This window comes from Lactonifactor longoviformis (assembly GCF_042848515.1).
GTDB classification, from domain to species: domain Bacteria; phylum Bacillota; class Clostridia; order Lachnospirales; family Lachnospiraceae; genus Lactonifactor; species Lactonifactor longoviformis.
The window spans coordinates 1,102,656-1,128,296 of the sequence record NZ_AP031453.1 but is presented as its reverse complement, the minus strand read 5'-3'; the positions used below and the strand labels follow the sequence as shown (position 1 = coordinate 1,128,296).

The following is a 25,641-nucleotide window of genomic DNA, read 5'->3' as shown; positions in this document are numbered from 1 at the left end:
CTTTCCCGTGCGTCTGTCTGCAAGAACTTTGGAAATTTCAAAGATAGGCTTCGAACTTCTCCACATTTTCATCTTTCCCAATTACCACAATAATATCATTTTTTTGGAATCTGTAATCGGGGCCTATCTCCGTCTCTGTCCTGTTTTCATGCTCGATGGCTATAATATTCAGTCCGTAACGTTTTCTCAGCTCCACTTCCGCCACACTTTTGCCTACAATCTTGTCTGTAGCCTTAATTTCTGTAATCTCCACCCCGTTCTCCAGGGGCAGATAATCCAGCAGGCAGCCCGTCAGCAGACGTTTCCCGAGCCGCAGTGCCATATCCCTCTCCGGATACACCACCTCTGCGCCTATCTTTTCCAATACCATACCCTGATCCCGGCTGATTGCTTTGGCAATTACATTGGGGACCCCCAGGTTTACCACATTTAAAGTAGTAAGGATACTGGTATCTATTTTCTCTCCGATGCATACAACCACCGTATCACAGTTCTGAATCCCTATTTCCTCCAGCACTTCCTTTGTAAGCTCATCTGCCACATAGGCATGTTCTGTATACTGGCGGATTTCTTTTACTTTACTTTCATTGTTGTCCACAGCTACCACTTCTTTTCCTGCGTCCGCCAAAGTGACTGCCAGAGCCTGGCCGAATCTCCCAAGGCCTATAATCCCATAGGAAACGTCTGTCTTAATTTTTCTCATAACCCTCTCCTCCTTAACCAATGGTTATACTCTCTTCACTGTATCTGGCCGCCGCCGCAGGCCGGAAGCTCCAGATCGAAGCAATCGTCAGGGGACCCAGCCTGCCGATAAACATCGTTAATATTACAATATACTTCCCCGCATCTCCCAGCTCAGGTGTGATTCCTGTGGAAAGCCCAACCGTTCCAAATGCGGAGGTGATCTCAAAAAGGATCTGAACAAAGGTATATTCCGGTTCCAGTATACACAAGAAAAAGGTTCCCGTACACACCACAAGCATTGACAGAAAGGTAATAATAAATGCCTTTGACAATACTTCATACGGCAGCTTCCTGTGAAAGGCAGAACAGTGCTGATTGGTAGCTGCGCTTTTTGTGGCCTGCACCAGGGCAAAAAAAGTGCTGGTCTTTATTCCTCCTCCGGTGGAACCGGGAGACGCGCCGATAAACATTAGAATAATCAGCACAAAAAGTCCTGCATTCGTAAATTCTCCTATGGGATATGAAGAAAATCCTGCCGTACGGGCCGATACACTCTGGAAAAACGCTCCCAGCCAGCTGATATCTTCCGTTGCTTTTAAAAGCAGTGTACCTGCTGTCAGCAGAATTACACTCATGGTAATCACTACTTTTGAGTGCAGACACAGCTTTTTAAAGGATCGCTTTCTGCCTATGTCCAGAATTACAAGAAATCCCAGACCACCGAAAATAATAAGGCCGCTGGTGGTTAGATTCAAAAGGATATCATTTTGGTAAGGAATCAGATTCCTCAGCCCTCCCAAAATATCAAAGCCGGAATTGTTAAAGGCAGCTACCGCGTGAAACACACTGATTCCCAGCGCCTGTACCGGAGGATAGTCCTGTACAAATACCAGAAAGCTGAGTGCGGCCCCCGCAGCCTCAAAGCAGAGGGTCATAAGCAGTACTGCTTTTACCAGCCGTACCATTCCTTTCAGGCTTCCCACATTCATGGCTTCTTTTACCATCAGCCTTCCCTTCATTCCAACTCGTTTGCCTGTCAATAAAATCAGCCCTACCCCTACGGAAGTGACACCCAGACCACCGATCTGGATTAAAAGAGCCACGATTGTCCTTCCGAATACAGTAAAGTGATCCGCAGTATCAATGGCGATCAGGCCGGTAACACATACTGCACTTGTGGAGGTAAAGAGAGCATTAATAAAGCTCACCTGCTGCCCCTCCCTCACAGAAACCGGCATCATTAGCAAAAACGTGCCCAGCAGTATCACACCGGCGAATCCCAACACAATCAAACGTCCCGGCGACTGCCGCTTTAATAATTCCATACATCCTCCCCCGGAAAGTAAAAAGCGTAATCACGCCCGTCTGGTACGCCAATTACGCTTTTTTTCCTTATATACTATGTTCCTGCAGCGTATTGGGAATCATCTCATAGATGATTCTAGCCGCATTATAGAAGAAGGCCCCCTAAGAATCAAGCAATCCAAAGGATTCTTTACGAGTTCTTAATTTTCCGTCTGATGTCACTGCTAAGAGAGCTTTTCCATCCTCTGCTCTGCTTCTTTCATAATCATTCGTATCTTTTTATCCTGCGCCTCACTGACTGGAAGAAATGGCTTCTTACAGCAGTCCCGCATACCGATTCCACGGATAACCATAGCTCTTTTAATGACTGGAATAAAGGTGGCTGATACATCATAGATGGCCATCAGGCCGTCCACAATCTGCTGAATCCCTGAAGCCTTCTCCATATCCTTTTCATCCACAGCCCTTACCCATGAGGCAAATAATTCGGGATAGATATTAGACAGTCCCCCAATGCATCCGCTGCCCCCGCCCAGAAGGTTATGTACAAAGAATTCATCGAAACCTGAGAGCACCATAAAATCAGGAAATTCCTCCATCACAGTGCAAAGAAGCTTTCTGGTATGCCCCATATTCCCCAGCGTATCCTTGTATCCTATAATGTTGCTGTGCTTTCTCAGCAGATTTCGTGTCACCTCGGGACTGAGATCGTATCCTGTTCTGTCCGGGAAATTATACAGGAACATATCGCCGTGAATGTTGGCCGCCACTTCATCATAAAAGTACTCTACGTTCTCATCTGAGAGAGAAAAATAATAAGGACTGATTACCATCACTGCATCTGCCCCTGCATCCAGAGCATAATTAGACAATTCCACCGTCTCCTCCGGTGTCATACAGCTGGTTCCGATGTATAATTTGGTTCTGCCCCCGGCAAAGTCTGTCACCTGGTCAATGACAGCCTCTTTTTCCTCTCTGGACATGGCAAAAAATTCTCCGATGCTTCCCATGATAACCAGTCCGTCAACTCCGCCGGCAATCAGGTGCTCCCATATCTTTCTGTTTGCATCCATATCCGGATGACCACTTTCATCAAATGCTGTTACTACCGGAGTAAAATAATTCCCTTTTTTCATTTTTCTCTTCCTTTCTCTGGTTTTATCCCTCATAGTACTTATATACGTACCAAATATGTAATTACGTACCTATAATTGTATCCTATCACCTAAAGATAGGCAAGTCAACCATATTTATCAAAAGATTTTCTCTACCGCAGCGGTTTCTCTTCCTGTCGATTTCTGTTATAATTTGAAGAGTTGAAAGGAGAATTCATATGCCAGCAACCAGCCACAGACCAACCGAACGGGTACTTGATATCCTGGAATTATTGGCAAGCACCCCGGAAGGATTGACTCTTACTGAAATTTCTCATACGTTGGATGCCCCCAAAAGCAGCATCATGCCCCTGGTTCACACCATGGCACACCGAAAGTTTATCTTTTTAAATAAAAATACATCCCGTTACCAAATCGGGATAGCCGCATTTTCCGTGGGCCATTCCTATACAAGCAGTATGACCGCTCTGGAGTTTATACACCGTGAAATGAAATCCATTGTAAAGCAAACCCAGGAGACCTGTCAGCTGGGCATCCAGGAGCAGTCCAATCTTTTATATATTGCCAAGGAGGAATCTGATGCCCCCATCCGTCTTGTGTCCTATGTAGGCAAACGAATGCCGCTCTACTGTACGGCGATGGGAAAGGCGATCCTCTCCCATACCTCCCCCCAGGCGGTAAAAGAACTTTATCCCCGGGGGTTATGCCCGGTTACCCCAAAAACCATTACGGACTTTGAAGTATTGTTCCGGGAACTGGAGCTTTGCCGGCTCAGAGGATATGCCAAGGAGCGGGAGGAAGCTACCGAGCAGATTTTATGTATCGCGGTCTCTCTGACAAAAGACCACGAGGTTGTGGGAGGACTCAGCGTGAGTGTCCCCATATACCGCGACACTCCGGAAAAAAGCGAACGAATCATCTCCCTTTTAAAAGAGAGCAAAGGCAAAATCGAGGACTATTTCCGGGAAAACGATCTGGATGCCTCCAGCCTTACCTTACTTCATCCCTAGAACCGTCTGACACTGACCATTTACAGAAAGCAGGTGAACTCATGTACATTGCAGATCTTCATATACATTCCAGGTATTCCCGGGCCACCAGCAAGGAATGCACACCAGAATATCTGGACCTCTGGGCCAGAAGAAAAGGCATACAGCTCTTAGGCACCGGTGACTTTACTCACCCTGCCTGGAGAGACGAACTGGCCCAAAAACTGGTTCCGGCCGAGGAAGGCTTCTATACCCTGAATCCCTCTTACCGGCATCCGGATTTATGTTCCCCGGGGCAGCCTCCCAGATTTGTTGTCTCAGGAGAAATCAGCTCCATCTATAAAAAAAATGAGAAAGTAAGAAAAGTACACAGCCTCATTCTGCTTCCGGGGCTCGATGCCGCGGAAGCTCTGTCCAGAAAGCTGGAGGCCATCGGCAATATCCACTCAGACGGTCGGCCCATTCTCGGACTGGACTGCCGCGATCTCCTGGAAATCACCCTGGAAACCTGCCCTCAGGCTGTTTTTATTCCGGCGCACATCTGGACCCCCCACTTTTCCCTGTTTGGTGCTTTTTCTGGCTTTGATACCATAGAGGAATGCTTTGAGGATCTGACTCCCCATATTCATGCCCTGGAGACAGGGCTTTCCTCTGATCCAGCCATGAACTGGCGCCTTTCTGCCCTGGACAAGTATCAGCTGGTATCCAATTCCGACGCCCACTCTCCGGCCAAACTGGGCCGGGAGGCGAATCTTCTGGATACTGAGCTGTCCTATCCGGCCCTCTGTGAGGCATTGCAGACAGGAAAAGGACTGGCCGGTACCATAGAATTCTTTCCGGAAGAGGGAAAATACCATTTTGACGGCCACCGGAAATGCCATCTGCGGCTCAGCCCCGCACAGGCCGCACTTCACGGTAATAAATGCCCTGTATGCGGGAAAAAGCTTACCATCGGAGTGCTGCACAGAGTCGAGGAACTGGCTGACCGCCCGGAGGACTTTGTCCTCTCACAGGGCAAACCCTTTGAAAGTCTGGTGCCCCTCCCCGAAGTCATTGCCTCCTGTACGGCTTCCTCCCCCTCCAGCAAGAAGGTATCCGCTGAGTATGAAAAGCTGCTGAACCATTTAGGGCCGGAATTCTCTCTTCTCAGGGAAATCCCCCCGGAAGATATACAAAAGGTCTCCGGACCAGTGATCGCAGAGGGAATCCGGCGCCTGCGGGAGGGACGGGTGGAACGAAGCCCTGGGTTTGACGGTGAATACGGCACCATTAAGGTCTTAAATCCCTATGAGATAGACTTTTTCAGCGGTCAGATGAATCTGTTTTCTATGGAAGAGCTTTCCTCTCTGGAGGCGGCACCCTCCTCTGACCAGAGAACAGACCCAGGGCGCTCCGTCCCGGAGATCTCCGAAAAAAAAGAAGCGTCCTCCAGTACCGGGCAGTCCGCCAAGAGAACATGCCCCCGTTCACTTACCCAAAGCCTGAATCCCCGGCAGGAGGAGGCAGTGCGATCTTATGCCCCCGTATGCGCCGTCATTGCGGGACCCGGAACCGGCAAGACACATACCCTTACCGCTAAAATTCTATATCTTCTCCAGGAGCGAAAAGTGGGTCCGTCCAAGATTACTGCTGTTACCTTTACCAGAAAAGCCGCTGCGCAGATGGAAGAACGCCTGGCTCTGGAGCTGGGAAATTCCAGAAGTCTCAGACAGCTGAACGTGGGAACTTTTCACGCCATCTGCTATCAGCTCTACACCAGTGTTTATCCCGGATATATCCTTGCAGATGAGTATACACTCCTGGACAAAGCCGGGGAAGTAATCTCCCGCTTTGCATTATCCGTCAGCCCGGAATCATTTATAAAAGAAGTCTCCCGGATAAAAGCCGGTATGACACAGAACAGCTTTGCCCTTCCCCCGGAAGCGTTTCAGGCTTACGCAGCATCTCTTCAGGAGAATAAGCTGCTGGATTTTGATGATCTCCTTGTGAAGACCATTGAACTTTTGGAACGGGAAGATGCCTCCTCTGTCCTGGGGGAACGTTTCAGCTATCTTCTGGTAGACGAATTTCAGGATATCAGTCCTCTGCAATACCGGCTGATTCAGCTGTGGAGCCAAAATGGAAAGGAACTTTTTGTCATTGGGGATCCCGATCAGGCAATCTATGGTTTCCGGGGTGCAGATGCACTTTGTTTCCAGCATCTGAGAGAGGACTATCCGGAACTTACAGAAATTTATCTGGAAGAAAACTACCGTTCCTCCGGGGAAATCCTCTCACTTGCTCATACAGCAATATCCCCCAGCCCGGGAGAACACAGGCCCCTGTGTCCGGTATCCCCCAAAGGCCAGCCTGTCCGCCTGGCCCTGTGTCCCGGAGGCCTCTCCGAGGGGATTTATATTGCCAAAGAGATTAACCGCATGGTAGGCGGCATTGATATGCTGGATGTGGACACCGGAGGAGTCATAGAACGGCGTGTCTATGGATTTTCGGATATTGCCGTTCTCTACCGCACCCACCGCCAGGCACAGCTGATAGAAAAATGTCTGAAAAAGGAGGGCATCCCCTATATTGTCACCGGACGTGAGGACTACCTCTCACACCCCTCCGTGAAAGGAACGCTCAGCTTTTTCCGGCATCTCCTCCACCCGGAGGATACCTCCGCTCTGGCACTTAGTCAAAGGCATCTGGAACCGCTTAGAGACAGCGCAGTTCTGGAAACTCTTACAAAAAAATATACTTCCAGGGTGAGAAGAACAAAACCCCAGAAGCTGATAGACTCCTGGATTCAAGATCTTGGACTTACTGAAGACGAATGCCTGTGCAAATTCTCCAATATGGCCGTGTTCCACTCCACTATGCAGTCGCTTCTGGACACCGTTACCTTCGGCCAGGAGAGCGATCTGAAGCGCAGCTGGGGGAAAGGCTACGCCTCCGGCGCAGTAACCCTCATGACCCTCCACGCTGCCAAAGGGTTAGAATACCCTGCCGTCTTCCTGGCCGGACTGAACAAAGGCATCCTGCCCCTGTCCCAGGCCCGGGAAGAGTCCGCTTTGGAAGAAGAGCGGCGCCTCTTCTATGTGGGGCTTACACGGGCGAAAGAAGAACTGGTACTCATAACTGCCGCCGAAAAGCCCTCACCATTTATAGAGGAAATCCCGGAGAAACTGGTGCAAAAAGAAAAAATCGGGAAAGAAAGAGAAGACGGTGAAGTACGTCAGATTAGTTTGTTTGATGTAATGAAAGAGATGTAATTTTATGTAAGTAAGGATATAATCCTAAGGCAGTCGTATATAAAAGGGCACACCGGGGAGGTCTATACTTCCCCGGCCTTGAACTTCAGAATCATCTCATTCGTCAGGCTGACACTCCGCTCTTTTACCGGAATCTCCTCCCGCTCAAACCATTCTGCCATGGCCAGCTCTTCCCGGTCCAGAGTGATTTCCTCTTCGCCGTCAAGCTCAGCAAAGAATCCCATCAGTATGGTATCCGTGAATGACCATGGCTGGCTTTTATAATATCTCAGATTCTTCACCTTTAAGCCGACTTCTTCCATAACCTCCCGCTTGACTGTCTCCTCCACCGTCTCACCGATCTCCACAAAGCCTGCTATAAGCGCATATTTTTTAAAGTCCCGGTTTGCATATTTTGACATAAGCAGTCTGTTATTATTCGTTACCGCCACTATAACCGCAGGGGATATCTTGGGATATTCCATGGTATTGCAGGCCGGACAGTACACCATACGTTCCTTTTCGCTATGTACCATCTGCCTGCCGCATGTCCCGCAGAATCTGTGGTTCCGGTACCAGCGGTACAGCTGGGCGCCTGTAATTCCTGCAAAAGCCAGATAGCCCGGGGAGACTGTTCTGAAAATCTCCAGGTTCTCCATCCGGTAGGTATCATTTAAAGGATATGCAATGTTTTCCAAAAGATAATATCTATCCTTGTCAATGGTAAAGAGATAGGTACTGGTTTCCCAGAGACTGTCGTTTGTATCCTCCAGATCGGAAAATCTGGGGAAATCCAATGCTTCTCCCTTCCATTTCACCAGTACCTCCTTCCCCCGGTAAAATAATACATAGCTTTCCGCTTCAGGCGGCTGAGGCCTCCATTCATTATGGTACTCATGAGGCGCAATGTCCTGTATCATGTCTACTTTCCTCCGTTACTGTATTTTAATTGTATCGTAATTACAGTATAGCACACGCACCGGCCGCCGCCTATCCGTAAGTTCTTCCCAGCCTTCATTTCTCTGTGCAGAAAAATATATTATCTTGAAATATCATTGGCTTTCTGTCACAATATACTTAGTATCGGATACGTACCCAATAGAGAAGGAAGAGAGAATATGCCCTTAATAGAAAGCAAACATTTTCAAAAGACAATACGTAATATTCTCTGGATCTGTGCATCCTTATTTTTCCTGGGGATTTTAGGTACTGTGTTTTTGACATCGGATCTCCCGGATATCCGACCGCCCGAGGAAGAAGTCACTTCCTTCACAGAAGGCTGGTATTATATGGAGGGGGACGAGGAGCGTGCCATTGCGTCTTTTCCTTTTTCGCTGTCCAACGGCGGCGAAGAACTAATACTCTGTCACAAGATACCGCCCCTGACCGACATTAAATACCTGAGCTTTAAAAATCAGTTCCAGGAAATCCAGGCCTATGCCGGGGAGCTCTGTATATACGAATACAAAAGTTCAGCATCCACTCCGGCCGGAAAACTACTGGGGAATTTCAGGTGTTTTATTCCCCTGCAGCCGGAGTATGAGGGACAGACAATCAGCCTTCACCTAAAAAGTACCACGTCAATTACGGTCAAAGGCCTCCAAAATATAGAGCTTGGATCCTCAGACGCCTTTGTTCTGGATATACTCTCCAATAACTTTACTCTGGCTGTATGTCTGATTTTCATGTTTCTGACCGCACTGCTGCTATATCTGGTGTACCTTGTACAGGATATCAAGAAGCTGTCCTATGACTATAAGAGTTTTCTGTATATCGGCAGTTTTCTATTACTGTCCGCGCTTTGGATGTGGTCTGATTCGGAACTCCCTCAGCTAATATGCAGCAACGCTACTATGGTATGCCTTATTTCTTTTTTTTCCTTTATGGCATTGCCCATCCCTCTGCTGTCCTTTGTACGATCTGCCTGCCATCAGGGCAAATCACTCCTCATAGGGATGCAGTGTGTATTGATTGTAAACATAATCGTCCAATTTTTACTTTACAGCATAGAATCCTTTGACTTCCCATCTATGCTTCCCGTAACCCACCTTCTGATCCTACTGTACATTGGGATTATCATTGTCCTTCTTTTCCGCGAGGTCAGACTCCATGCATCTTTTGAAGCAAAGGGAATACTGGCGGCCACTCTCCTTCTGATCCTCTGTTCCATTGCCGCTCTGGTGCAGTTTTATCTGCGGCCCAACACAGACAACAGCCGCTTTTTCAGATACGGACTGATAATGTTTATCGGAATTCTGCTATTTCTGTCCGGAAAGAATCTAATCCGGTTTTTGGAAGAGCGCACGCAGACAAAGCTGTATCAGCAGCTCGCCTACACTGATATCATGACCCAGACACCCAACCGTATTGCTTTCGATGAGTGTATAGACAGACTCCGGCAGTCAGGTATCTCGGGGGGATCCCTTACCGTTGTCATGCTGGATCTGAATAATCTGAAAGAAACCAATGATACCTATGGACACAGAGCAGGAGATGAACTCTTAAAAGGCGCTGCCCGCAGTATCAAGAACGCCTTTCAGAATGTGGGAACCACCTACCGCATCGGCGGAGATGAATTTGTAGTTCTCATAGAAAAAGGGAATATTTCTCCCGGACATCTTTTTCGCATTATGGATCAGGATATCGCACAGTTTAACACGAAAAGCATCTATTCCCTGTCCATTGCCAGGGGATATGCCTCGAATGACGGAGACAGCCGTAAAGATATAGACAGCATCTTATCAGCCGCAGATCAGAATATGTATAAGAATAAAGCAGCCACAAAGGGGATATGCCGCTAAAGCACATCCCCTTTTCTGATACCAAGCATCTTTCTGAGATGCTTTATCACATAAAAATAGGCCGGAACCAGAAACAGATCCGCTGCTACCCAGGCCAGCCCGTTTGACAGGCAGATGGCAGTGTATCCAAATACCGGCACCAGGAAAAACGCCACCAAGGTGCGGGCGGCCATCTCACAGACTCCGGCTGTTACCGCAAATATACTGTACCCCATTCCCTGAATCAGGAAACGGATGCTGTTCACCAGAGAAAGGAGAAAATAAAACACTGCATTTAAGACCAGGAACTGATAGATATCCTGAACAATCCCCGTCTCCCCCCTGCTCACAAACAAGTAGGAGATATTCTTTCCCCAAAATAAAATCAGTGCCAGAGAGATTCCTGAATAAGCAGCTCCCAGAAGAACACAGCTTTTCAGACCCGCACCGATTCGGTCCAGTCTTCTTGCCCCCACGTTCTGACCTCCGTAGGTAGCCATGGTAGCTCCCAAAGCATCATAGGGGCAGCAGAAAAAACAGCCCATTTTAGATCCGGCAGCAACCGCCGCCACTGCTGCTGCTCCCAGAGAGTTTACTGCCACCTGAAGAATTACACTGCCAATGGCAGTAATCGAATACTGAAGTCCCATGGGAATCCCCATCTTGCACAAAACTCCAACAAAATGGCTGTTCAGCTTCCAATCCTCCCGCTTCAGTCTGAGCACGGGATAATGTTTTATCATGTATACCAAACAGGCGATTCCGGATACTCCCTGAGATACAACGGTCGCCCAGGCAGCTCCCGCCACTCCCATCTCTAAAACCAGAATACAGACAAGGTCCAGTATAATATTCAGTATGGAGGAAATGGTGAGAAATACAACTGGTGTCTTGGCATCCCCAAGAGAGCGTATATATCCTGACACCATATTATACAGGATGGTCGCCGGTATTCCCGCAAATATAATGATAATATAATCATAGGCACCGTTAATAATGTCTGCGGGAGTATTCATAACTTCCAGGATCTCTCTGCAGAACAGCACCACAAGCACCGTCATCGCACTCCCAAAAATTGCTGCCAGGATCGCACTGTTTGCCACATAGGCTTTCAGCCCTTTTTCGTCCTTTGCCCCGAATTTTTGGGCCACTGGTATAGCAAATCCATTGCAGATTCCCATACAAAACCCAATGACAAAGAAGTTAATGGAACCAGTTGCCCCCACAGCAGCCAGTGCATTTACTCCCAAAAATCTTCCTACAATTACAGTATCTGCCATATTGTAAAACTGCTGAAACAAAAAACCCAGCATCATGGGAAGAGCAAAGCCCAAGATTAATCTCATAGGACTTCCCTGGGTCATATCCCTGGCAGATGATTTCCTTTCTTTCTCTTTCATAATAACCTCTCCTCAAAAGTAATCCGGAATCCACTATATACTGTTTTAGGGCCGGATGCAAGAAAAAGTTATATGAATTTGCCATCGCCTAATTAATGTCTGAAATGATATACGTCGTGTAAGGTTTGTCGAGATGGTACCCCAGCTTCTCTGCAAGGGCCACGGAGCGTTTGTCATGGGCATCCCAGCTGGGATACAGCCCCCGCTCCAGGCACTCCAGGATCAGCCTTGCCCCGCATGCCAAAGCAAGTCCCTTTCTTCTGTGATCACGTCTGGTATCAATCTCAATCTCAATGCCCCCGTTATAATACGTATAGGAAGAGGCCCCCGATACCGGATTTCCCTCATAGACTGCTACAACTCCCAGCCCATGCTTCTCATACTCCGGCCATCCGCTGAACTGTGAACAGAAGTCAGCAGACCACTTCTGTCTGTTCAGGATTCTGAACAGTCTCTTATCAATTCTTCTCAGTTCATAGCCTGAAGGCAGGGCCTGGGCGTACCAGGAAAGTTTCGCTCTGTCAAAGACATCTGGTTCCTTTTTTATAGCATACCGGGTGGTAACAACATAATTTTTATTGTATTCCTTTTCAATCAGCCGGGACCAGTAATTGTTCTGGGGAATCATTAGGATAACATCCGAGAAACAGTCCCTGGGCATACTTCCCACCATTTCCCTGTTGGGAGATCCGGCAAAAAAACAGAAGTCCCCTATAATGATCCTTGCAGATGTCGGGTTGTCCCTTCGATCCGCCCAGGCCCTCCCCATATATCCCTGAAGGCAGGACCATATCATAGTCTCCTGCCACCCTTCAAATAAGGGCTCAATTTTATATCTGTCTTCCTGTTCTAAAAGTACCATATAAAATCCTCCCACTGTCAAATAAAAAGCCCCGGAAGCCTCCGCAGCTGCCGGGAAAACTTACTCTCAGTATATCATCGGACCCACCTTTTTTCCACCTGCAAATGGGATTTTCAGGCATCTTTCCCGCCTGCCATGGGTATATTTTGAAAAGTATCACAATATACTTAAAGCAAATACTATTTGGCGATTCTTATGATCAATAAAACCTTCGTTAAAAACTTCTTAAAAATCACCCTTCTCTTCGCGGCGGCTTTTCTTGCCGGTAGGTTTATCGCACAGAGGGTTCCCTCCCGGCAGGCGGCAGCTATTCAGACTTCAGCGGAAGGGAACTGGGGTCTTAGTTTTCCCGAAGAGGGAAAACCTCCCATCGGCAATGCCACTATGGATGAACTGAAGCAATATGACGCTTATTACGCCGAGGATACTGAGGAAAAAGTGCTGTACCTCACCTTTGACGCGGGGTATGAGAACGGCAATACAGCTCCCATCCTGGATGCATTAAAGAAACATAATGTACACGCCACCTTTTTTGTTGTAGGCAATTTCATTTCAACCAGCCCGGATCTGGTAAAACGAATGGTGGCGGAGGGACACACTGTGGGAAATCATACATACCACCATCCGGATATGTCTAAAATCTCCAGTATGGATGCATTCTCCAAAGAAATGGGGGAATTAGAAACCCTCTATGAGCAGACCACCGGAGAACCCATCACCAAGTTCTACCGGCCGCCCCAGGGAAAATACAGTGTAAACAATCTCCAGATGGCAAAAGAACTGGGCTATAAAACCTTTTTCTGGAGTCTGGCCTATGTAGACTGGTATCAGGACAATCAGCCCACCAAAGAGGAAGCGTATAAAAAGCTGCTTGGGCGTATCCATCCAGGGGCCATAGTACTGCTCCACAGTACTTCCAAGACCAACGCTGATATCATGGATGAACTTCTCACAAAATGGGAAGAAATGGGGTATACGTTTAAGACCTTAGATCAGATTGACGGCTCTAGCTGAGCTGCCGTCCAGGAATCCGGAATGCAGAAGGAGAAGGGCGGGTCGCATATTGCATTATGCGCCCGCCCTTCTCCTTCTGCATTCATTTTTCTCCCATACTCCTCATTCACCTGGCTTTTCAGTCCTTCTTCGCTTTCATCTGCAGCTTTGTTCTCTGGCAGACTAAACTTATGTTTAGTTTAAGAAAGTATTAAGCAAAATGTTTCTACCATATTAAGATTTCTGTGATATTTTTATATACCAGGAGGTGACTGAAATGCTTTATATATTTAACGCATTAGAAAATTATCTGATTCTTTTCCTGCCATATCTTCTGCTTGAGGCAGGATATTGTATCTTTTACAGACGGAAAGGCATTAAGCTGACCTGGGGGTTCCTAATTGGATGGCAGCTGCTGGCCTGTCTGATGACCGCTGTATTTTCCATCACCGGAGCCGGAGGTATCAATGACATAGGCCGCCACGCTGACTCTCTGATCCGTCTGGAAGAAATCAACCTCATCCCTCTGCGTTGGGGATTAGGCAGCCCCTTTGGGCTAATAATGAACATTATTCTTTTTGTGCCTGTGGGGATTGCTCTTCCCGTTCTCTGGAAAAGCAGCCACAGTTTAAAGCGGACAGTAATAACAGGGTTTCTGTTTTCCCTGCTCATCGAAACCAGCCAGCTTTTTAACTGGAGGGCAACGGACATAGACGATCTGCTGATGAATACCCTGGGGGCGGCAGCCGGCTATGGAATCTTCGCGTTGTGTTTTCGAAAACTCACACTTTTTCAGATGCATACGCAGAAGGAGGAAGGTTTCTCTCTCAAATACACCGGACTTTGCACTATACTGCTGATTTTTCTTTTTTACTTCTTCCTTGGTTCCCCTCTACTGAGCTATGTATGGAATACGATCTACAATATCTTATAGGCTGATGTGTACCGTTACACGTAATGTCTAAGCTCTCTGAAAATTGCATCTACCTCAAGGGGTTTCACCAGATACCCATCCATTCCAATTTTTCTGGCCTCCTCTTCATCCTCCTGAAAAGCATTCGCTGTCATAGCAATGATTGGTATCGTCTGAGCATCTACCCGATCAAGGGCACGGATTGTACAGGTACTTTCCAGGCCATCCATAACAGGCATGCGAATATCCATAAGGATCGCCATATAATAACCCGGCGGGTTCTCAGAAAACATATCCACTGCCTCCTGGCCATTCTCCGCAATCTCAACCTCAATGCCGTTCATCTCCAGAAGGGTGCAGGCAATCTCTCTGTTGAGTTCATTGTCCTCCGCAAGGAGCACCCGATATCCATAAAAATCAAAATCCTCTGATTCTTCTTCCTCCCAGCAGCTGTTGCTGCTTTTACCGTATAGCGTCTCTTCTTCTAAAACAGGCAGAAGGGGCAGTTTTACCGTGATCTGTGTCCCCACTCCTTTTTTGCTGTCCGCCTCAATGGTACCTCCCATCAGATGAACCAGGCTATAGGCAATAGAAAGACCCAGCCCGCTTCCCGGATTATCGCGTATCACCCCGGGGATCTCGCGTTCAAAGGGCTGAAAAATCCTCTGAAGAAATTCCTCTGAGATTCCAATTCCAGTGTCACAGATACAAAACTCCAGACTGGCGGGGGCGTAATTTCCTTCTTCCTGTCTGACACTCATAACTATCTTTCCGCCTGCAGGGGTGAATTTCAGTGAATTGGTCAGCAAATTGATCAGAATCTGCTTAATCCTGGCCGCATCCCCCACATAATACTCTGCCTCCAGCCCCTTTTTGTACTCTTCATAGATAAGCTTCCGCTCCTTTGCCTGAGGGCTGATGATATGGTTCACTTCCTCCAGGAGTATCTGAAGGCTGAAGCCCTGGCTGATAAGCTCCATTTTGCCTGTCTCAAGCTTTGACACATCTAAAATATCATTCAGTATGTCAAAAAGATATTTGGAGGAAGCATCTATCTTCTGAAAACATTCCAGCACAGTGTCCGGCTTCGTCAGGTTTCGCTGTCCAATCGCACTCATCCCTACAATCCCGTTCATGGAGGTTCTGATATCATGGCTAATCCTTGAGAGAAAGTCCGACTTTGCCAGGCTGGACGCATTGGCAGACTGCAATGCCCCCCGGAGAAGCTGCTCCTGTTCCTCCTGTTTTTCTTTCTGAGTATCCAGCACTTTCACCAGCTCCATAGCCATTACATCCCGGCTGAAAGGATTTTCCATAGGAATCACACAGACAGAGCGCCAGAAATATTCCCCATCTGTCCCTTCCTGCTGAAACTCCAAATATACTTCCCGCTCTCCCCGGGTAAACCTTTCCAAAAGCTTTTCTCTTGCAAGAACCGACGCATAGGTTGCCCTGTGATCCGGATGGATGCTTTGCAGTGAACTTCTGTAAAGTTCAGAGTACACCCCTTCTGTCTTTTCAATAAACTGTTCCTCATCCTCGCTAAAGCATCTGTACGTATCCTGGGTAAGATTTAGTTTTAGTATCAAAGGATAGACCTTGAAGATAGCCGCCTGTACTGCCTCCTGCCCGCCCGGATACGGCATCAGATTATGGATATGTATGGTTTCCAGCTTTTCTCCGTTGTCCCTGAAGATAAAGGTAAACCTCTGCTGATTGTCCAGAAGCATCTCTGTCCTTTTACAGGATCTTATCCTGCTGCTCCCCTCGCACAGATAGCAGTCAGCTCCCAGTTTCCTTGTCTCATATATTTCATAAGACACATCCCAAGGGGCCATATCCCTTTTTTTCTGGCTAAAATGTGCGGTCACAGCCTCTTTTCCCTCTGCTTTCTGCCGTTCACCCGCTCCAATCCACACAATGTCCTCTGCAAATGTAGAATTGAGAAATTCCACATCACACTCACAGTAATATTTATTCAATATTTCACAGGCAAATGCTTCCACCTCGCTCAGTGGATATTCTTTCATACGAAACCTCCTATTTCTATAATTTTATCTTTTTTTCAAGCGGCACGCATCATCATCTCTGCTCACCGATGTTCTGCGACCTTACAGCCCATCTCATCTTCGTAGAGCGGGCTCTGCTGTTCCTACTGCACTCTTCTCTTGAAGGGCGAATCACCTCTGTTGCTATCTCGCTGTATATTCCCCTGCGATGAAGCTCTTTAAATGACCTCTTTACAATTCTGTCCTCACCGGAGTGAAAGGTCAGAACAGCAACGCGGCCGCCTTCTGCCAGTACGCCGGGCAGCTTTTCCAAAAACTGATACAGCACTTCGTATTCATTATTAATATCGATTCTAAGAGCCTGGAACGTCCTCTGACAGGACTTTTTCACAGCCTCTTTTCTCTCGTTTTGGGGCAGGAAAGACAGCGCGCCGGCTATCACCTGCCGGAGCTCGGTCGTTGTGCTGATTTTCTTACCCTTCTTTCTCTCCCGCATTACTGCCTCTGAAATCTCCCTGGCATAGGGTTCGTCCGCATTTTCTTCCAGCATCCCCTCCAGTTCCCCCTGTTGGATCTGCTGCAGACGTTCTGCTGCAGAAATTCCTTTTTGTGGGTTCAGGCGCAGATCGAGGGGCCCGTCCTTTTTAAAAGAAAACCCTCTGTCCGGATTATCTATCTGCATCGAAGATACACCCAGATCTGCCAGTACAAAATCAAAAGGTCCGGCCTCCTCTGCCAGCTGATCAATATCAGCAAAATTCATCTGTTTTATCGTCAGCAGCTCAGGTCCGTACCCCATTCCCTGCAGACGCTTTCTTGTTTTCTCCATTTCCGCAGCGTCCACATCCAGAGCGTAAATATGTCCCTCTGCTCCCAGGCATTTCAGCATTTCCAGGGTATGGCCTCCGTATCCCAGCGTAGCATCCAGCCCTGTCTGACCTGGTTTTATCTGAAAAAACTCCAAAATTTCTTTTACGCAGATGGAGATATGCATCCCCACAGGAGTACTGCCCTTCTGAATCACCTTCTCCACCGTTTCCGGATATTTCTCCGGCTGCAGTTCTTTGTATTTCTCACTATATTTTTTTGGATGTGTTCCCTTATAGCGGACACGCCGTTTATGTTTCTGTTCCTGGTTCTCCATACCCAATGCTCCTTCTCATACTTTTCTCTGAATCACAGACCACTTCCCAGATGATACCCGAATATTTACAGCAAAGCGTTTGCTCTTTCCATTGTACTAGATTATCCTCTCACCCACAAGAATTACCTTTCACGAAAATATTTTCATAAAAAAAAGACGCCGGAGCATGTCTGCTCTGACGCCTTTCCATACAATTTTCTATCTTTATCTCTTATCTCTCAGCATAACATCATGGGCCCCGCCCTCAACAATACTCGTTGAGGATACCAGAGTAATTTTAGCCTTACTCTGAAGCTCAGGTATAGTAAGCGCCCCGCAGTTACACATTGTAGATCGCACCTTTGATAAGGTCAGTGTCACATTGTCCTTCAGGCTGCCGGCATATGGGACAAAAGAATCTACACCTTCCTCAAACGATAGCTTTTTATCGCCGCCCATGTCATATCTCTGCCAGTTTCTTGCCCTTGCGCTTCCCTCACCCCAGTACTCCTTCATATAGCTTCCGTTGATGTTCACTCTCTTCGTGGGGCTTTCATCGAATCTGGCGAAGTATCTTCCCAGCATAATAAAATCAGCCCCCATAGCCAACGCCAGAGTGATGTGATAATCATGGACGATGCCTCCATCGGAACATATCGGAATATAGATACCAGTTTCTTTGTAATACTCATCCCTGGCTTTAGCCACCTCAATCAGGGCAGTAGCCTGTCCCCGTCCAATTCCCTTCTGCTCCCGGGTGATGCAAATCGCTCCGCCGCCGATTCCTACCTTTATAAAATCAGCCCCCGCATCTGCCAGGAAACGGAATCCTTCTGCATCCACTACATTGCCGGCCCCTACTTTCACCTCAGGTCCAAAGGTCTCCTTAATATAATCAATGGTAATCTTCTGCCACTCGGAAAACCCCTCTGAGCTGTCTATGCAGAGTACATCCGCTCCGGCATCCAGAAGTGCGGGCACCCGCTCTTTGTAATCCCTTGTGTTAATCCCCGCGCCAACCATATACCTCTTGGATCCGTCGATTAATTCGTTCTCGTTCTTCTTGTGCGTGTCGTAATCCTTTCTGAACACCAGATAGACCAGCTCCTGCTTCTTATTCACCAGGGGCAGACAGTTTATTTTATGTTCCCAGATAATATCGTTGGCAGCCTTCAGACTAGTCTCCTCATCAGCATACACCAAATCTTCAAATCTGGTCATAAAATCTCCCACTTTGGTATCCGGTCCCATCCGGCTGACCCTGTAGTCCTTATTAGTCACTATCCCCAGAAGCTTTCCCCCCGGTTTGCCGTCTGAAGTTACGGCTACGGTGGAATGCCCGGTTCGCTCTGTAATATCAAGCACATCCTGCAGAGTCATCTCAGGAGATACGTTAGAGTCACTTACCACGAATCCCGCTCTGTATTTTTTTACCTTCCTCACCATTTCCGACTGGCTTTCAACCGATTGGGAACCGTAAATAAAGGATAGGCCGCCCTCCTGTGCAAGGGCCACCGCCAGCCTGTCATCAGAGACGGACTGCATTATTGCGGAAACCAGCGGGATATTTATGGATAACGCCGGTTTTTCGCCCTTCTCATACCTGACTAAGGGTGTATTCAGCCTGACCTCCGAGGGAATACACTTTGTAGAAGAGTACCCCGGAATTAAAAGATATTCGCTGAAAGTTCTGGATGGTTCCTGATAATAAAACGCCATGTTGTTCCTCCTTTTCTAACTGCCGTTTTCATTTCCGCCCACACATGTATCACATCGTTCTGCCCTGTAAAACCCACATATTACCATTTTCATGATGGGTAAATAATAGTTTATTTTATCACGTCCAATGATCCTATGTCAATGAATCCATGCGTATGAAACAAAATGAAACGATATCAGAAAAGATATACTACCCCTTACGGGCGCCCAGGCATTTCAAAATCCTTCAAAGCTTTGTTCAGGAAGGAGTTAAAGGGCTTCATAGCTTTGTAGATCTTCAATGCCTTCTGAAGAAACACCTCTCCGTCTTCTAACTCCCTATCCGGAATAGGATACTCCAGATACCAGCTTTTATATTTCAGGAACTCTGCCTGGGGATGATCCTTTTCAAATCCCTGAGGAACATTTTTCAGAGCAGTCCCTTTGACCTGAAAATACCTTTGGAACTCAGGCGCATCCAGCACACTTTGCCACTCCTCACCATGTTCTGCAAGATAGCTTCTTACCATTTGGGTAGCGTTCTTAAACATATCTGCAAATAATCCGCCTCCCAAAAAGGAAGAGCCTGGCTTTATCATCAGGTAATACCCCACCGGCACCGGCAGCTTTCCTCTCGATGATATATGAGCTCTGAAGGCAGGAAGATAGGGGGATTTATCTTTGCTGAACCGGGTATCCCTCACCAGCTTAAAGGTCAGTTTCCCCGGTTCCCAGTCCAGGATTCCGGCATCTTCTTTGCCCAGCTCCAGCATAAAAGCTTCAATAAGTTTTAGAAATTCACCATTCGCAGCCTGATATTCCGCCTTGTGCCCATGGTACCACTCTCTGCTGTTATTCTCCTCCAATTCCCTCAGATATTCCAGTATCAGCATTGTATTCATCCGCATCCCTCCCCGGCTTCAGCGATAATTTTAAATTCCTCTGACTTCAAAAAGCGTTTTATCCACTCGCTGGCTTTGCTGCTTGTCCTGTAAAAGGGCATATTTGCAAAGATCAGGGACAAGTCGTCTACTTTTTCCATCGCCTCTTTGCATTCCAGCATGATGTCTCTTTCCGTATGTTCCAGCGCTTTGTATTCCAGCTGTTCCGGGTGCAGACGATGGGTTGCTATGGCATAATCCGTTCGTTTTTTACAGCTGCAGATTCCTGTTCCGGATAAACCACAGTATTCGCTCAAAAAGGTTCCCATTCTTTCCCGGATTCTGGACAGCCTTTTCCTGTATGCCTCAGGTGTCATTCCCAAAATCTCTCCCGCCATGCGGCTGTCTGCCCGGAACATAGTTCCCAGAATATAGATACATCTGCTTTCCCGATCCAGACACTGCAGCATAACATTTGTACATGACATTTTCAGTTCTTCCGCTAAAACCGTACGATCCACCCCCTGGGATAAATCAGGGATATCTTTTTCCCTTCCGCTGGCAATATCCTCCTCGTATATTTCAAAGCTCAGAGGATGATGAGAAAACATATTTTTCCTGTAATCCTTGAGATAATTCACCGCAATCCGGAATACCCAGGTGGTAAAGCTGCTCTCTTTCCGAAAAGACGAAAGATGAGTCATTACCTTAATTAGAATTTCCTGGGATGCGTCCTCAGCGTCCGGCACAGTGCCCAGCATGCGCAGGGACAGATTGAATATCATATCCTGCACTTGGGTCAGCAATGCCTCCAGCGCCTCTCTGTCTCCCTCCACAGCCCGATCTATCAGTACCGATGTCTCTTTTTGGTTTCTATCACTCATATTTTTTTACCTCCTATTAGATTAGACTCAGGCGCAGACGTTTTGTGACAAACATTTTATTTTAATTTAGGAAGTATTTCTCCCAGAAGCTCAACCGCCTGATTCAGTTTCCGCAGTTCCTCTGCATCCAGCTGGTTCTCAAGGCTCTGGATAAATGCCGTATTCTTAAGATGATACTCGTCCAGATACACAATTGCCTTCTTGGTCAGACGAAGCCTGATGACTCTCCGATCCTTCTCGTTGTATACTCTCTCTACAAAACCATGCAGACTCAGTTTCTCTGCCAGTTTTGTCACCTGCTGCTTAGGGACCTTAAGCAGATGAGCCAGTTCGGTCATAGTGGCTGTGCCTTGAATTTTAAGGGTCTCCAGACAATAATAGGTTTCCAGGCTCATCTCCCCGTTCAGTGTGTCTTTAAAAGGCCGCACAAGTTTTGAATGCCAGTTCGGCAATACTGAAAGCAGGTTTTGAACGAATTTTTCTGATACCTTTTCAGTTTTCATATACTCCTTCTCCCATTGACAAAAACATCCGAAAATGCTATTCTTATAAATTAGTAAATAAAATATGACTATCATTATTATATGACTACTTATCCCCATTATATAATAATATAGGCTAAAGTCAATTATATCTTTATGATAGGCAGCACTAAAGGAGATGTCGTAAACTATGAAATTCAGTTCCAAACTATCTGAGAGAATCCGGAAGAACTTCCGTTTCAGCACACTCAGCTTTCTCTTTATTATCGCATATGTAAATATTTTTCAGATGCTATTTGGCCCCGCACACTCAATTGTCGGCGTAATCTTCACTATAATGATGTCAGCCTCCATGGTGCGGGATCTGACTGCCGCACCCTTAAAACACTTTGTACTACAGGCGCTGGTCCTGGTATGGATGGCCGTTGCCGCCTTTTTGGTCACAGCCTCTCCGGCGCCTTTATCCTTTCTCATTAATTTTGCTACACTTCTCTTGATTTTGTACGCCTTTACCTATGAGTACGCCAGTCACATGTACTTTCCTTATATCCTGTCGTACCTGTTTCTGGTTTTTATTTCACCGGTTACATCATCTCAGCTTCCTAAACGGATTCTGGGGATGCTGGTTGGAGCCGTATCTATCATGCTGTATCAGTGGATCATGGGAAGAAAGCGTGTGGCTGAGACCGCCAGAGATGTATTAAGTGAAATGATCGAGGATATCCGCAGCACTATTTCCAGTAAATCGGAAAATATTTCGCAGGAGCCGGATCTGCCGGGCATGAGAAGTAAGCTGTGCCGGTTAAGCCAGACGGTATATGAAAGAAGAAAAAAGGCCTTTTGTATCTCTGATTCCAGCTATTCCATGGTCGCTGCGGGACGGGGGCTGGAGCAGCTGGCCATTCTGATACATGAGCTCTCCCCCAGTCTGTTACCACAAAATAAAGAATTTCTGCACTCCATGGATACACAGCTGAGCCAATTTCTTGCGTTTATCCGGCAGGAACGCTCTGAGATCCCCGCTTTGGATCCCTCCGCTTTGGCTGCCCTGACAGATGAAAAAACAGCCCGGGTTTTTAACAATATCCTTCTTTATATCCGCGACAGACTTCTTCATATGACAGATCCCCAAGGGCGAGTCCATTACCGCAAATCCGCCCTCTCCTTTAAAATACGTCTGCAGTCTGCCATTGATCTGAGTCCTGTGCGTGCCATCTATGCCCTTCGGACCGCATTGCTTTTATCCCTTGCTGTGCTGGCAGTACAGTATCTTCCCCTGCCTAACGGACGGTGGCTTTTGTTCACCCTGGCCTCCGTATCCCTGCCCTATGCAGATGATGTACCTCAGAAGATTAAGAAAAGGATCTTCGCCACTATACTGGGCGGGCTAGTCTCTGTGGCTATCTATTCCCTGATTTCCTCCCCCGCAGGGCGTACCGCTGCCATGATGCTGTCGGGCTATCTTTCATTTTACTTTACGGACTACAGGGAAACCTTTGCCTGCTCCACCGTAGGTGCCCTGGGCGGAGCCGTATTCATGAATGCCTTTGGTTTTCAGGCAGTGGGCAGTATTTTCCTCATCCGGCTCGGATATATACTCGCCGGTGCGGCTATCGCCTATATCATAAATTGCCTGCTTTTTCCCTATCGCCGTGCCAAGGCAACCAGTCAGCTCTGGGAGAAATATAAGACAATCACTGAACTTCTCACAAAGGTATGCCGGGCAGATCAGATAGACCCTCAGCTCTATTATCATCTGGTCATCCAGGCCCATATGCAGGAAGAAAAGCTAATCCAAAATGCTTCCCTGGAGAAATGGAAAGGGTTTCCCGCATATCTGGCTAAATATCAGGAAGAGCTGCGCTGCGCTCACAGAAAACTCATCGCAGAGCGTGCCGATGCCCCGCCCTTTGAATCAGGGCATGTACTCTTAAAAGCCATACCCTGATTCAGCAGTTCCATTTAATCGTAACTGGATTTTTCTCACCCGATACAGCGTTCTCCCGGAGAGATCCCAGTATTCGTGCCAGTTCATTGGAAGCCAGCGCATCATAAACCTCCGGGCTTTCTTCCAGTCCTGCTTTCTCATAGGCAGACGCCGCTGCCCCATAAAAGGCAAACCCCAGTGCATTGGAAGGAGTCTGGACCGTTCTGCAGGCTGTCGCTACCGCCCGGGCGGCAGCCTGTGCCGGGGGATTGTCCTCTGCCTCCTGTGCCGCCTGCACGGCAGCTCGCAGAAGCGGCTTTAAGTCCTTCTGTTTTCTGCTCCCGTTCAGATATTCCCTCACTCCGGAAACTGCCTCCTGCAGTCTTCGTTCATCTGCATACGCCTTCTGGTAAATCCCCAGATAGTGCTTCTCTGCGTAATCTACCGCCCATCCGGATAAAGTAGCCTTGCTCTGGGTTTCAATCAGTCTCATAAGCGATACAACAGACGGATCCTTTATATCTCCCAGCATCTTTCTTAGTTTTCTCATATTCACTCCTTCTGGATGATTTCGCCTCTGCGATTTCACTTTACAGTTCCAGTTTCATATAGACCGCACCCTCCACCGGGTTCTCATAGTAGGCCTCTGTCTCACAAAATCCATATTTCCGATAAAGAGAAATTGCAGCATCTAAAAATGTCATGGTATCCAGCACCATCTCCCGGTAACCTATCTTCCTTGCATCCTCCAATATTCTGTCTATCAGCAAGCTGGCCAGCTTACGGCCCCGGTACTCTGGTTTTACATATAATCGTTTCATTTCACAACTGTTTTCATTTAATTTGTGCATACCTATGCACCCTGCCGGTTTGCCGTCCGCCCACACAATATAAAGTCTTCCCTGGGGCAGCCCGTACTTATCCTCCGGATGCAGGATTTCCCTGCTGTAATCCTGATATTCCAGACACCTCGCCATATCCGGCTCCATACGCTTGAGCATCTGCGTGTATTCTGAAAAAAGAGCCTGTACCTCTTCTTTGTTATCATATGCTAATTCAATCTCTATCCTCATATCATACCGCCCATCTTAATATGATACCCCTTATCATAATGTTTTTTATTTTTTCATGTTCATACCGGCCAATTCCCCCAGCAGCATTCCCAGGCTTACGCCTAACCCCAAATCAAGGATTCCTGAACTGCCGATTACAGTTCCGATACACATTCCAATGCACATACCTTCTGTCATACAGGTCTCATACTCGCTGATGCAAATTCCCTCATCTGTTTTCTCCTCTATCATTATATATCAATAAGACTTATTTCTTTTAATCTCTTTTTATACTCCTTCGCATTCTCACTTTCAGAAAAGCCTATATTACATCGGAATACCTGGAATGCCCTGACATACTCTGTATAGTCGTCTTGCTTATACAAGGATTTGATTATGCTGTTTGTATCTCTGGTTTTTCTCTGAGTAATCTTAAACCAAAAGCTTCTTTTGGAAATATCATACCCATTTACTATATAAAACTTCTCCTGCCCTGCACTTGCTTCATACCTGATTTCTCCCATTTTCATTATATGCACATTTAGGTTAATGATCTCAATCACGTTCCACACCATCTCATAATATACCTCTAAATCTTCAATTGTCGGGACAAGATAATTATGTTCCATTCTGTTTCTGATGGTATTGAGTTTGTTCATTGACTTGGTGAGAAGCATTCCTATATCCGATAGAAACTGTATCTTTTTACTGAATTTGAGATTTTTGCTGTCAAAGATACTTTTGATATTGATAGCCTCAAAAAACATATCCAGCTGGCAATCCAGAGCCCTTTTCAGATTCGAAACTGCTCCCACCTTCCCTTTAACCGTTGTGTCTCTTAAATCTATATCTGCAAACTCTAAAAATTCTTTTGGCGAAATCTCATAATTTGGCATCCTAAAGTTAATGGATGATGCACAGTCTAATTCATGTTTGTCGCAGGATCTGATGAATTCTATCATATCTGCTATACTGTTTATGTATATCATTTATCCCCCTTATCTTTTGCTTCTATAATATTACTTTTCCGGTAAAACAGAATCCCTAAACCGCCAAACACAAGTGTGCCTAAAAGCCAGGGGATACCATTTACAAAATTAAGGTATGCCGGGCGGCTAAAATATGCGATGTTCCCATCAATGGCGCATTGATCATATCCCCAGGAATAACTAATGGTGATAAGTGCAAATGCCCAAAAGAGATTGGCAGCCAAAATCCATATCCACATAAAATATCTCCGCGTTTTTTTCCTCATATGTTCTCTCACTTTATGTTTACAGCCGTTTCATTCAGGTTACTATACTCACTCAGAAA

General features: G+C 46.8%; 23 protein-coding genes. 6 read left to right on the top strand and 17 right to left on the bottom strand.

All coding sequences use genetic code 11. The features are described 5' to 3' along the window. Positions 1 to 37 precede the first annotated feature (37 nt). From ACGHCT_RS05185 to ACGHCT_RS05175, 3 genes are all read right to left on the bottom strand, one after another. Entirely contained in the window at positions 38 to 703 is a 666-nt protein-coding gene (locus ACGHCT_RS05185; RefSeq protein WP_072852626.1) for a TrkA family potassium uptake protein, read from the bottom strand. A gap of 13 nt (positions 704 to 716) precedes the next feature. Continuing rightward, positions 717 to 2,009 (bottom strand): TrkH family potassium uptake protein, encoded by a 1,293-nt coding sequence (locus tag ACGHCT_RS05180; RefSeq protein ID WP_072852624.1) that lies wholly within the window; start codon positions 2,007 to 2,009, stop codon positions 717 to 719. 204 nt (positions 2,010 to 2,213) lie between these two features. Continuing rightward, on the bottom strand, positions 2,214 to 3,125 hold the full coding sequence (locus ACGHCT_RS05175) for a dihydrodipicolinate synthase family protein (protein ID WP_072852622.1): 912 nt from the start codon (positions 3,123 to 3,125) through the stop codon (positions 2,214 to 2,216). Between the two features lie 197 nt (positions 3,126 to 3,322). On the opposite strand from ACGHCT_RS05175, the gene ACGHCT_RS05170 reads away from it, so the two are divergent. Together ACGHCT_RS05170 and ACGHCT_RS05165 are read left to right on the top strand one after the other, a co-directional pair. Beyond that, positions 3,323 to 4,114: an IclR family transcriptional regulator gene (locus tag ACGHCT_RS05170; protein ID WP_072852620.1), complete on the top strand. Its 792-nt coding sequence runs from the start codon at positions 3,323 to 3,325 to the stop codon at positions 4,112 to 4,114. Positions 4,115 to 4,155: 41 nt separating this feature from the next. Continuing rightward, complete coding sequence (locus ACGHCT_RS05165) at positions 4,156 to 7,344, top strand: UvrD-helicase domain-containing protein (protein WP_390438739.1); 3,189 nt, start codon at positions 4,156 to 4,158, stop codon at positions 7,342 to 7,344. 62 nt (positions 7,345 to 7,406) lie between these two features. Here ACGHCT_RS05165 and nudC read toward each other — a convergent pair whose 3' ends face one another. Next, positions 7,407 to 8,243 (bottom strand): NAD(+) diphosphatase, encoded by an 837-nt coding sequence (gene nudC / locus ACGHCT_RS05160; protein ID WP_390438737.1) that lies wholly within the window; start codon positions 8,241 to 8,243, stop codon positions 7,407 to 7,409. Between the two features lie 198 nt (positions 8,244 to 8,441). On the opposite strand from nudC, the gene ACGHCT_RS05155 reads away from it, so the two are divergent. Continuing rightward, positions 8,442 to 10,124: a GGDEF domain-containing protein gene (locus ACGHCT_RS05155; protein WP_390438735.1), complete on the top strand. Its 1,683-nt coding sequence runs from the start codon at positions 8,442 to 8,444 to the stop codon at positions 10,122 to 10,124. Here ACGHCT_RS05155 and ACGHCT_RS05150 read toward each other — a convergent pair. Both ACGHCT_RS05150 and ACGHCT_RS05145 read right to left on the bottom strand, forming a co-directional pair. Next, complete coding sequence (locus tag ACGHCT_RS05150; protein ID WP_390438732.1) at positions 10,121 to 11,503, bottom strand: MATE family efflux transporter; 1,383 nt, start codon at positions 11,501 to 11,503, stop codon at positions 10,121 to 10,123. The genes ACGHCT_RS05155 and ACGHCT_RS05150 overlap by 4 nt on opposite strands. 88 nt (positions 11,504 to 11,591) lie before the next feature. Next, the gene (locus ACGHCT_RS05145) at positions 11,592 to 12,365 is read right to left on the bottom strand and encodes a GNAT family N-acetyltransferase (RefSeq protein ID WP_390438729.1); all 774 of its coding nucleotides are present in this window, start codon (positions 12,363 to 12,365) and stop codon (positions 11,592 to 11,594) included. A gap of 195 nt (positions 12,366 to 12,560) precedes the next feature. On the opposite strand from ACGHCT_RS05145, the gene ACGHCT_RS05140 reads away from it, so the two are divergent. Together ACGHCT_RS05140 and ACGHCT_RS05135 are read left to right on the top strand one after the other, a co-directional pair. Beyond that, complete coding sequence (locus ACGHCT_RS05140; protein WP_072852609.1) at positions 12,561 to 13,379, top strand: polysaccharide deacetylase family protein; 819 nt, start codon at positions 12,561 to 12,563, stop codon at positions 13,377 to 13,379. 256 nt (positions 13,380 to 13,635) lie between these two features. Continuing rightward, on the top strand, positions 13,636 to 14,292 hold the full coding sequence (locus tag ACGHCT_RS05135) for a VanZ family protein (RefSeq protein ID WP_072852607.1): 657 nt from the start codon (positions 13,636 to 13,638) through the stop codon (positions 14,290 to 14,292). 14 nt (positions 14,293 to 14,306) lie between these two features. On the opposite strand, the gene ACGHCT_RS05130 is transcribed toward ACGHCT_RS05135, so the two are convergent. The 6 genes from ACGHCT_RS05130 to ACGHCT_RS05105 form a co-directional block, all read right to left on the bottom strand. Continuing rightward, on the bottom strand, positions 14,307 to 16,301 hold the full coding sequence (locus ACGHCT_RS05130; protein ID WP_390438726.1) for an ATP-binding protein: 1,995 nt from the start codon (positions 16,299 to 16,301) through the stop codon (positions 14,307 to 14,309). 52 nt (positions 16,302 to 16,353) lie between these two features. Beyond that, the gene (gene rsmH / locus ACGHCT_RS05125; RefSeq protein ID WP_072852604.1) at positions 16,354 to 17,424 is read right to left on the bottom strand and encodes a 16S rRNA (cytosine(1402)-N(4))-methyltransferase RsmH; all 1,071 of its coding nucleotides are present in this window, start codon (positions 17,422 to 17,424) and stop codon (positions 16,354 to 16,356) included. Between the two features lie 204 nt (positions 17,425 to 17,628). Further along, positions 17,629 to 19,122, bottom strand: a complete 1,494-nt coding sequence (locus ACGHCT_RS05120; RefSeq protein WP_072852602.1) for an IMP dehydrogenase — start codon at positions 19,120 to 19,122, stop codon at positions 17,629 to 17,631. Positions 19,123 to 19,319: 197 nt separating this feature from the next. Continuing rightward, on the bottom strand, positions 19,320 to 20,003 hold the full coding sequence (locus ACGHCT_RS05115; protein WP_072852600.1) for a DUF2461 domain-containing protein: 684 nt from the start codon (positions 20,001 to 20,003) through the stop codon (positions 19,320 to 19,322). Then, the gene (locus ACGHCT_RS05110) at positions 20,000 to 20,866 is read right to left on the bottom strand and encodes an RNA polymerase sigma factor (RefSeq protein WP_072852597.1); all 867 of its coding nucleotides are present in this window, start codon (positions 20,864 to 20,866) and stop codon (positions 20,000 to 20,002) included. Before ACGHCT_RS05110 ends, ACGHCT_RS05115 begins: the two co-directional genes overlap by 4 nt. Before the next feature lie 56 nt (positions 20,867 to 20,922). After that, positions 20,923 to 21,369 carry a MarR family winged helix-turn-helix transcriptional regulator gene (locus tag ACGHCT_RS05105; protein WP_390438721.1) on the bottom strand — a complete coding sequence of 149 codons (447 nt, stop codon included), beginning with the start codon at positions 21,367 to 21,369 and terminating at the stop codon, positions 20,923 to 20,925. Between the two features lie 169 nt (positions 21,370 to 21,538). On the opposite strand from ACGHCT_RS05105, the gene ACGHCT_RS05100 reads away from it, so the two are divergent. Next, a complete protein-coding gene (locus tag ACGHCT_RS05100; RefSeq protein ID WP_390438719.1) occupies positions 21,539 to 23,296 on the top strand; it encodes an FUSC family protein in 1,758 nt (585 codons plus the stop codon). 1 nt (position 23,297) lies between these two features. Here the strand turns inward: ACGHCT_RS05100 and ACGHCT_RS05095 are convergent, their stop codons facing one another. From ACGHCT_RS05095 to ACGHCT_RS05075, 5 genes are read right to left on the bottom strand one after another with little or no spacing between them, the layout of a single operon-like run. Next, on the bottom strand, positions 23,298 to 23,825 hold the full coding sequence (locus tag ACGHCT_RS05095) for a putative immunity protein (RefSeq protein ID WP_390438717.1): 528 nt from the start codon (positions 23,823 to 23,825) through the stop codon (positions 23,298 to 23,300). A 40-nt stretch (positions 23,826 to 23,865) separates the two neighbouring features. Then, positions 23,866 to 24,348 carry a GNAT family N-acetyltransferase gene (locus tag ACGHCT_RS05090; protein ID WP_072852589.1) on the bottom strand — a complete coding sequence of 161 codons (483 nt, stop codon included), beginning with the start codon at positions 24,346 to 24,348 and terminating at the stop codon, positions 23,866 to 23,868. Between the two features lie 45 nt (positions 24,349 to 24,393). Then, on the bottom strand, positions 24,394 to 24,579 hold the full coding sequence (locus ACGHCT_RS05085) for a hypothetical protein (protein WP_390438714.1): 186 nt from the start codon (positions 24,577 to 24,579) through the stop codon (positions 24,394 to 24,396). Next, positions 24,579 to 25,316: a hypothetical protein gene (locus ACGHCT_RS05080; protein ID WP_390438711.1), complete on the bottom strand. Its 738-nt coding sequence runs from the start codon at positions 25,314 to 25,316 to the stop codon at positions 24,579 to 24,581. Before ACGHCT_RS05080 ends, ACGHCT_RS05085 begins: the two co-directional genes overlap by 1 nt. Then, positions 25,313 to 25,555 (bottom strand): hypothetical protein, encoded by a 243-nt coding sequence (locus tag ACGHCT_RS05075; protein ID WP_390438708.1) that lies wholly within the window; start codon positions 25,553 to 25,555, stop codon positions 25,313 to 25,315. The genes ACGHCT_RS05080 and ACGHCT_RS05075 overlap by 4 nt, the downstream gene beginning before the upstream one ends. Positions 25,556 to 25,641 lie beyond the last annotated feature (86 nt).

Coding starts and splice junctions, on each gene's coding strand:
- ACGHCT_RS05100 (WP_390438719.1), top strand. CDS start 21,539: ATGAAATTCAGTTCCAAACTATCTGAGAGAATCCGGAAGAACTTCCGT.
- ACGHCT_RS05140 (WP_072852609.1), top strand. CDS start 12,561: ATGATCAATAAAACCTTCGTTAAAAACTTCTTAAAAATCACCCTTCTC.
- ACGHCT_RS05150 (WP_390438732.1), bottom strand. CDS start 11,503: ATGAAAGAGAAAGAAAGGAAATCATCTGCCAGGGATATGACCCAGGGA.
- ACGHCT_RS05115 (WP_072852600.1), bottom strand. CDS start 20,003: ATGAATACAATGCTGATACTGGAATATCTGAGGGAATTGGAGGAGAAT.
- nudC (WP_390438737.1), bottom strand. CDS start 8,243: ATGATACAGGACATTGCGCCTCATGAGTACCATAATGAATGGAGGCCT.
- ACGHCT_RS05120 (WP_072852602.1), bottom strand. CDS start 19,122: ATGGCGTTTTATTATCAGGAACCATCCAGAACTTTCAGCGAATATCTT.
- ACGHCT_RS05185 (WP_072852626.1), bottom strand. CDS start 703: ATGAGAAAAATTAAGACAGACGTTTCCTATGGGATTATAGGCCTTGGG.
- ACGHCT_RS05165 (WP_390438739.1), top strand. CDS start 4,156: ATGTACATTGCAGATCTTCATATACATTCCAGGTATTCCCGGGCCACC.
- ACGHCT_RS05095 (WP_390438717.1), bottom strand. CDS start 23,825: ATGAGAAAACTAAGAAAGATGCTGGGAGATATAAAGGATCCGTCTGTT.
- ACGHCT_RS05075 (WP_390438708.1), bottom strand. CDS start 25,555: ATGTGGATATGGATTTTGGCTGCCAATCTCTTTTGGGCATTTGCACTT.
- ACGHCT_RS05180 (WP_072852624.1), bottom strand. CDS start 2,009: ATGGAATTATTAAAGCGGCAGTCGCCGGGACGTTTGATTGTGTTGGGA.
- ACGHCT_RS05090 (WP_072852589.1), bottom strand. CDS start 24,348: ATGAGGATAGAGATTGAATTAGCATATGATAACAAAGAAGAGGTACAG.
- ACGHCT_RS05175 (WP_072852622.1), bottom strand. CDS start 3,125: ATGAAAAAAGGGAATTATTTTACTCCGGTAGTAACAGCATTTGATGAA.
- ACGHCT_RS05130 (WP_390438726.1), bottom strand. CDS start 16,301: ATGAAAGAATATCCACTGAGCGAGGTGGAAGCATTTGCCTGTGAAATA.
- ACGHCT_RS05170 (WP_072852620.1), top strand. CDS start 3,323: ATGCCAGCAACCAGCCACAGACCAACCGAACGGGTACTTGATATCCTG.
- ACGHCT_RS05105 (WP_390438721.1), bottom strand. CDS start 21,369: ATGAAAACTGAAAAGGTATCAGAAAAATTCGTTCAAAACCTGCTTTCA.
- ACGHCT_RS05085 (WP_390438714.1), bottom strand. CDS start 24,579: ATGATAGAGGAGAAAACAGATGAGGGAATTTGCATCAGCGAGTATGAG.
- ACGHCT_RS05135 (WP_072852607.1), top strand. CDS start 13,636: ATGCTTTATATATTTAACGCATTAGAAAATTATCTGATTCTTTTCCTG.
- ACGHCT_RS05110 (WP_072852597.1), bottom strand. CDS start 20,866: ATGAGTGATAGAAACCAAAAAGAGACATCGGTACTGATAGATCGGGCT.
- ACGHCT_RS05080 (WP_390438711.1), bottom strand. CDS start 25,316: ATGATATACATAAACAGTATAGCAGATATGATAGAATTCATCAGATCC.
- ACGHCT_RS05155 (WP_390438735.1), top strand. CDS start 8,442: ATGCCCTTAATAGAAAGCAAACATTTTCAAAAGACAATACGTAATATT.
- rsmH (WP_072852604.1), bottom strand. CDS start 17,424: ATGGAGAACCAGGAACAGAAACATAAACGGCGTGTCCGCTATAAGGGA.
- ACGHCT_RS05145 (WP_390438729.1), bottom strand. CDS start 12,365: ATGGTACTTTTAGAACAGGAAGACAGATATAAAATTGAGCCCTTATTT.